This is a genomic window from Devosia sp., from assembly GCF_036406155.1.
Classification (GTDB): domain Bacteria; phylum Pseudomonadota; class Alphaproteobacteria; order Rhizobiales; family Devosiaceae; genus Devosia_A.
Window position 1 is genome coordinate 33751 of sequence record NZ_DASWVV010000088.1, and the last position, 6917, is coordinate 40667.

General features: G+C 71.0%; 4 protein-coding genes and 1 pseudogene. All 5 read left to right on the top strand.

Going from position 1 to position 6917, the window contains the following annotated elements; translation table 11 throughout:
- Positions 1-80 precede the first annotated feature (80 nt).
- Positions 81-1121 (top strand): LacI family DNA-binding transcriptional regulator, encoded by a 1041-nt coding sequence (locus VGD93_RS05730; protein ID WP_395010079.1) that lies wholly within the window; start codon positions 81-83, stop codon positions 1119-1121.
- Positions 1122-1211: 90 nt separating this feature from the next.
- Positions 1212-2675 carry a xylulokinase gene (gene xylB / locus VGD93_RS05735; protein WP_395010081.1) on the top strand — a complete coding sequence of 488 codons (1464 nt, stop codon included), beginning with the start codon at positions 1212-1214 and terminating at the stop codon, positions 2673-2675.
- Positions 2672-3979, top strand: a complete 1308-nt coding sequence (gene xylA, locus VGD93_RS05740; protein ID WP_395010084.1) for a xylose isomerase — start codon at positions 2672-2674, stop codon at positions 3977-3979. Before xylB ends, xylA begins: the two co-directional genes overlap by 4 nt.
- A gap of 73 nt (positions 3980-4052) precedes the next feature.
- Entirely contained in the window at positions 4053-5672 is a 1620-nt protein-coding gene (locus tag VGD93_RS05745; protein WP_395010086.1) for a glycoside hydrolase family 43 protein, read from the top strand.
- Between the two features lie 97 nt (positions 5673-5769).
- A pseudogene (locus VGD93_RS05750) lies at positions 5770-6917 on the top strand (DNA mismatch repair protein MutS); the annotation flags it as partial.

Below are 6917 nucleotides of genomic sequence, written 5' to 3' on the forward strand. Positions count from 1 at the left end.
CGGCGCCTGGCGGCCCGCCGGAACATGTTGACGCCGCGCTGGCGAGCCGACAAGTGTTTGCGGGCAGAGCGGAAGGGGCAATGAGCGAGGACAGGCGACAGCGGCGGGCGACCGTACACGACGTGGCCCGCGCCGCCGGCGTGTCGCTGGCGACCGTCGACCGCGTGCTCAACGGCCGCCCCGGGGTGCGGCCGGAAACCGCCGCCAAGGTCGACGCGGCGATCCGTGCCCTCGACTTCCGCCGCGACCTGTCGGCCTCGCTGCTGGCCCGGGCCCGCGACCTGCGCGTGCTCTTTCTCATTCCCGATGGCAAGAACGAATTCATGCACAGCCTCAGGGCCGCCATCGCGCGGCGGGCCCGCTCCGCCCGCGCCGAGCGGCTGCGGCTCGAAACCCGCGATGTCGGCGCGCTCGATGCCCCGGCGCTGGCGCGGGCTCTGGACGGGCTCGCGCCGCACCAGTGTGACTGCGTCGTGATCGTCGCCACCGAGGACGCGGCCGTGCACGACGCCGTCGCGGCGGCGACGCGCCGCGGCATCCCGGTAATGACGCTGGTCTCGGACCTGCCCGGCTCGGCCCGCAAGCTGTTCGTCGGCATCGACAATGTCGCCGCCGGCCGCACCGCCGCCTCGCTCATGGGCCGCTTCTGCGGTGCCGGCCGGATCGGGCTGATCGCCGGCTCGCTGGGCCTGCGCGATCACCGCGAGCGGCTCGAGGGCTTCACCGCCGTGATGCGCACCGAATTTCCGCGCCTCGCGCTGCTGGACCCGGTCGAGGGCCACGACCAGGATGAAGCGACGGCGCGGTTTGCCGCCGACCTGCTGGCGGCGCATCCGGACCTCGCCGGCATCTACAACCTGGGGGCGGGCAATTCCGGCCTGCTCGCCGCCGTCGAGGCCTCGGGGCGGGCGGGCCAGGTCCGGGTGATCGCGCACGAACTCAGCCCGCCGACGCGGGCCGGGCTGCTCTCCGGGGCGGTCGACGTCGTCCTCGACCAGGACCCGGAGGGCGAGATCGGCGCCGCCATCGCCGCCGCCCGTGCCCTGGCGCTGGGGGAGGACGGCGACGGGCGCCCCGCCCCCATTGAAATCGGCGTCTTCCTGCGCGACAATCTGCGCTAGACGGAACACTCCACGAAATGGGCGACCGGCGCCGGCCGGACAGGGAGGACATCGGCACATGCGCTTTTCCGCCGATGAGGTACGTACATCATGAACTATCTCGGCATCGACATCGGCACCTCCGCGGTGAAGGCGCTGCTCATCGATGACAGCGGCAGGCCGCTCGGCGAAGCCAGCGCGCGCACGGTCGAGCCGAACCGCCCCCAGCCCGGCTGGTCGGAGCAGAATCCGGCGGACTGGTGGACGGCCACGTTGGCCGCCGTCGACGCCCTGGCCGCGGCCAAAGCGCCGGAGCTGGCGCACGTGCGCGGCATCGGGCTGTCCGGCCACATGCACGGGGCCACCCTGCTCGATGCGCAGGATCGCGTGCTGCGCCCGGCCATCCTGTGGAACGACGGCCGCGCCAGCGCCGAGTGCGCCGAGATGGAGGCGGCACTGCCGGAATTGCGGCAGATCGCCGGCAACATCGCCATGCCCGGCTTCACCGCACCCAAGCTCGCCTGGGTGCGCAAGCACGAGCCGGACGTCTTCGCGAAACTGGCCAGGGTGCTGCTGCCCAAGGCCTATGTGCGGCTGCTGCTGACCGGCGAATACGCCGAAGACATGTCCGATGCCGCCGGCACTCTGTGGCTCGACGTCGGCCGGCGCGACTGGTCCGACGCGCTGCTCGCCGTCACCGGGCTGAGCCGCGCCCACATGCCGCGCCTCGTCGAGGGCACCGCCGTCTCCGGCGAACTCAAGCCGGAACTGGCGCGGCGCTGGGGCATGGACGCCAACGTGGTGGTCGCCGGCGGGGCCGGCGACAACGCCGCCGCCGCCTGCGGCATCGGCGCCATCCGACCGGGGGACGGCTTCGTCTCGCTCGGCACCTCGGGCGTGTTGTTCGTCGCCAACGACCGCTTCCGGCCCAATACGAGAGGGGCGGTCCACGCCTTCTGCCACGCCATCCCCGAGACCTGGCACCAGATGGGGGTGATCCTCAGCGCCACCGACAGCCTCAATTGGCTGGGCCGGATCGCCGGTACCGACGCCGCCCGGCTCGCCGCCGCCGCCGCGGCGGATTTCCGGGGGCCGGGTGCGGAGATCTTCCTGCCCTATCTGAGCGGCGAACGCACCCCGCACAACGACGCCCGCGCCCGCGGCAGCTTCGTCGGGCTGTCCCCGTCGAGCGACCTGCCGCGCCTGGCGCAGGCGGTGATGGAGGGCGTCGCCTTCGCCTTCCGCGACTGCCAGCGCGCCCTCGACGACGCCGGCACGCGGATGGGGCGGCTGTTCGCCGTCGGCGGGGGGTCGAAATCCGACCTCTGGCTGCGGCTGATCGCCACCATGCTCGACGTCGAGATCGCGGTGCCCGAGGACGGCGATTTCGGCGGCGCCCTCGGCGCCGCCCGGCTCGGGCTGTGCGCCGCCGAGAACGCCGACCCGGCCGCGGTGATGACCATGCCCGGCGTCAGCCGCGTCGTCGCGCCCGATGCGGCGCTGCGTTCCGCCTATGTCGACCAGTATGCGCGCTACCGCGCGCTCTACCCCGCCATCGAGGAGGCCCGCCAGTGACCGATTTCTTCAAGGGATTGCAGCCCGTGAGCTACGAGGGGCCGCACAGCTCCAACCCGCTTGCCTACCGTCACTACGACAAGGACGCGCTGGTGCTAGGCAAGCGCATGGAGGACCATATCCGCCCGGCGGTGGCCTACTGGCACTCTTTCGCCTGGGAAGGCGGCGATCCCTTCGGCGGGCGCACCTTCGAGCGGCCGTGGTTCGGCGACAGCATGGACCATGCGAAGCTCAAGGCCGACATTGCCTTCGAGCTGTTCGCGCTGCTCGACGTCCCCTTCTTCTGCTTCCACGACCGCGACATCGCGCCCGAGGGGGCGACGCTGGCCGAGAGCAACCGCAACGTGCGCCAGATCGCCGAAATCTTCGCGCGCAAGATGGAGACGAGCCGCACGCGGCTGTTATGGGGCACGGCCAACCTGTTCTCGCACCGGCGCTACATGGCGGGCGCCGCCACCAATCCCGACCCCGACGTCTTTGCCTATGCCGCCGCGCAGGTGAAGAACGCGCTCGAGGTCACGCACGAACTGGGCGGCGCCAACTACGTATTGTGGGGCGGCCGCGAAGGCTACGAAACGCTGCTCAACACCGACCTCGGGCAGGAAGCCGACCAGATGGCGCGCTTCCTGCACCTCGTCATCGACCACGCCAAGAAGATCGGCTTCGCCGGCACCATCCTGATCGAGCCAAAGCCGCAGGAGCCCTCCAAGCACCAGTACGACTTCGACGTTGCCACCGTGTACGGCTTCCTCAAGCGCTACGGCCTCGAACAGGAGGTGAAGTGCAACATCGAGGTCGGCCATGCCTTCCTCGCCGGGCATGCCTTCGAGCACGAACTGGCGCTCGCGTCTTCGCTCGGCCTGCTCGGCTCGGTCGATGCCAACCGCAACGACCTGCAGTCGGGCTGGGACACCGACCAGTTCCCCAACAGCCCGGCCGAGATGGCGCTCGCCTTCTACTTCATCCTCAAGCAGGGCGGGCTGGGCAGCGGCGGCTTCAACTTCGACGCCAAGCTGCGCCGCCAGTCGCTCGACCCGGCCGACCTGCTGCATGGCCACGTCGGCGGGCTCGATACGCTGGCGCGCGGCCTCAAGGCGGCGGCGGCGCTGATCGAGGACGGCGAATTCGACCGGCTGCGCCGCGAGCGCTACGCCGGCTGGCAGGGCGCCGAGGGCCAGGCCATGCTGAGGGGCGAGCGCTCGCTCGCCGACATCGCGGCCCGGGTCGAGCACGAGGCCATCACCCCCAAGCCGCGTTCCGGACGGCAGGAATATCTCGAGAACCTGGTCAACCGCTTCGTGTGAGCGCCACGACCCCCGGATCGCCTTCTCCCACGAGGGGAGAAGGCACCCGACTGCAAATATCGAGCACATCAACATGCCCACCATCCGCAATCCGATCCTTCCCGGCTTCAATCCCGATCCCTCGATCGTGCGGGTGGGCGAGGACTACTACATCGCCACCTCCACCTTCGAATGGTATCCGGGCGTCCAGATCCACCACTCGCGCGACCTTGCCAACTGGCGGCTCGTCACCCGGCCGCTGACGCGCCAGAGCCAGCTCGACATGCGCGGCAACCCGGATTCTTGCGGCATCTGGGCGCCGTGCCTGTCCTACGCCGACGGGCTGTTCTGGCTGGTCTACACCGACGTCAAGCGCAAGGACGGCTCATTCAAGGACGCGCACAACTACCTCGTCACCGCGCCGGCGGTCGAGGGGCCGTGGTCGGATCCGGTCTACCTCAATTCCTCCGGCTTCGACCCCTCGCTGTTCCACGACGACGACGGCCGCAAGTGGCTGGTCAACATGCTATGGGACCATAGGAGTCGCCCGCTGCTCTTCGCCGGCATCGCGCTGCAGGAATACGACCCGGCCCTGAACAGACTGGTGGGGCCGGTGCGCAACATCTTCCAGGGCACCGAACTGCGGCTGGTCGAGGGGCCGCATTTGTACAAGCGCCGGGGCCGGGACGGGCGGCCCTGGTACTATCTGCTCACCGCCGAGGGCGGCACCGGCTACGAGCACGCCTGCACGCTGGTGCGCGCGCGTACGCTTGCGGGGCCGTACGAGACCCACCCGATCAAGCATATCCTCACCGCCAAGGACGCGCCGCTCGCCCCGGTGCAGCGCGCCGGCCACGGCGACATCGTCGACACTCCGGAGGGCCGGACCTATCTCGTCCACCTCATGGGCCGCCCGACGACGCAGAAGCGCCGCTGCGTGCTCGGCCGCGAGACCGGCATCCAGGAAGCCGAATGGCGCGACGACGACTGGCTGTGGGTCAAGGGCGGCCCGGTGCCGGCGCTCGAGGTCGACGTGCCGGGGACGCGCGACGATACGCGATACTGGGCGGAGCGGCGCTATCGCTTCGACGGCGAGCTGCACGAGGACTTCCAGTGGCTGCGGACGCCGGCTACGGAGCGCATCTTCCGGCTGGACGGCGGCGCACTCAGGCTGATCGGCCGCGAGTCGCCCGGCTCCTGGTTCGAGCAGGCGCTGGTCGCCCGCCGCGTCACGCATTTCTCCTTCGACGCCGAGACCGTCGTCGCGTTCTCGCCCACGGACGAGCGGCAGTTCGCCGGTCTCATCCATTACTACGGGCGCTACAATTTCCACTACCTGGCGGTGACGGCGCATGCGGACGGCAGGCGCGAACTGCTGCTGATGAGCTCGCCCGCGAGCTTCCCCGACGGCAGGCTCGTCTATCCCGGCGCGCCGATCGCGTTGCCCGAAGACGGGCCGGTGCGGCTGAAGATGGAGGTACGCGGGCCGGCGCTGCAGTTCTTCTATGCGCTTGCGGGCGGCGACTGGCAGCCGGCCGGGCCCGTGCTCGACGCCTCGCTCATCTCGGACGAATGCGGCGGCCACGCCGAGCACGGCAGCTTCACCGGCGGCTTCGTCGGCATGGCCTGCTCCGACCTGAACGGCACGGCGAGGGAAGCGGCGTTCCCGGAGTTCGTCTACCGCCCGGTGCGGCACGCCACGGACCGCTACTGAGCCGCCCCGCGGCGCCGGGGACCCGCGGCCCGGCGCCGGTTGGCTTTGCCGGACAAACCGCCTAAGTTCGCGGTTCCCCCCGTCGTTGCGCCGTGCCATGGACCAGTCGCCCCTCGCTACGAGCCCGTCCGCCAGTTCGGCCATCACCCCGATGATGAGCCAGTATCTCGAGCTGAAGGCCGCCCATCCCGGCTTCCTGCTGTTCTACCGGATGGGCGATTTCTACGAGATGTTCTTCGAGGACGCCGAGATCGCCGCCGCCGCGCTCGGCATCGTCCTGACCAAGCGCGGCAAGCACCGCGGCGAGGACATCCCGATGTGCGGCGTGCCCATCCACGCCGCCCAGGACTACCTCAAGAAGCTGATCGGGCTCGGCCATCGCGTCGCCATCTGCGAGCAGATGGAGGACCCCGCCGAAGCCAGGAAACGCGGCGCCAAGTCGCCGGTCAAACGCGACGTGGTGCGGCTGGTCACCCGCGGCACCATCACCGAGGACGAGCTGCTGCCGCCGCGGGCCAGCAACTACCTGGCGGCGCTCGCCATGCTGGGGCACGGCGAGGCCGATTTCGCCCTCGCCTGGGCCGACGTGTCGACCGGCGAGGTGGCGGTCATCGATCTTGGCTCCGCCCAGCTCGGCGACGAGCTGGCGCGCGTCGACCCGGCCGAACTGCTGCTGACCGAGGCGACGCAGGCGGCGTTGGCCGCGGCGCACGTGCCGTTGCCGGGCGGCGCCCTGCAGCTGGTCGGCGCCGACGCCTTCGACAGCGTCGAGGCGGCCGCCCGCATCGGCGCCGCCTTTCCCGGCGATGCCGTCGATCCCACCGCCTTCTCGCGCGCCGGCCGGGCGGCGCTGGGGGCGCTCCTGACCTATGTGCGGCAGAGCCAGAAGGGCGCGCCGCTGGCGCTGAGGCCGCCTTCGAGCGAGCGGGTCGCCGCCCATATGGCGATCGACGCCGCCACGCGCGCCTCCCTCGAACTGCTGGAAACGCAGCGCGGCACGCTCAAGGGCTCGCTGCGCCACGAGATCGACCTGTGCGTCACGGCCCCCGGCTCGCGCCTGCTGGCGCGGCGGCTGGCAGCGCCGCTGTGCGACCCCGAGGCGATCAATGCCCGGCTCGACGCGGTGGCGATGCTGCATGCCGACAGCCTGCTCACCGACCGGCTGCGCCCGATCCTGCGCTCGGTGCCCGACGTCAACCGGGCGCTGACCCGGCTGGCGCTGGGGCGCGGCGGCCCGCGCGATCT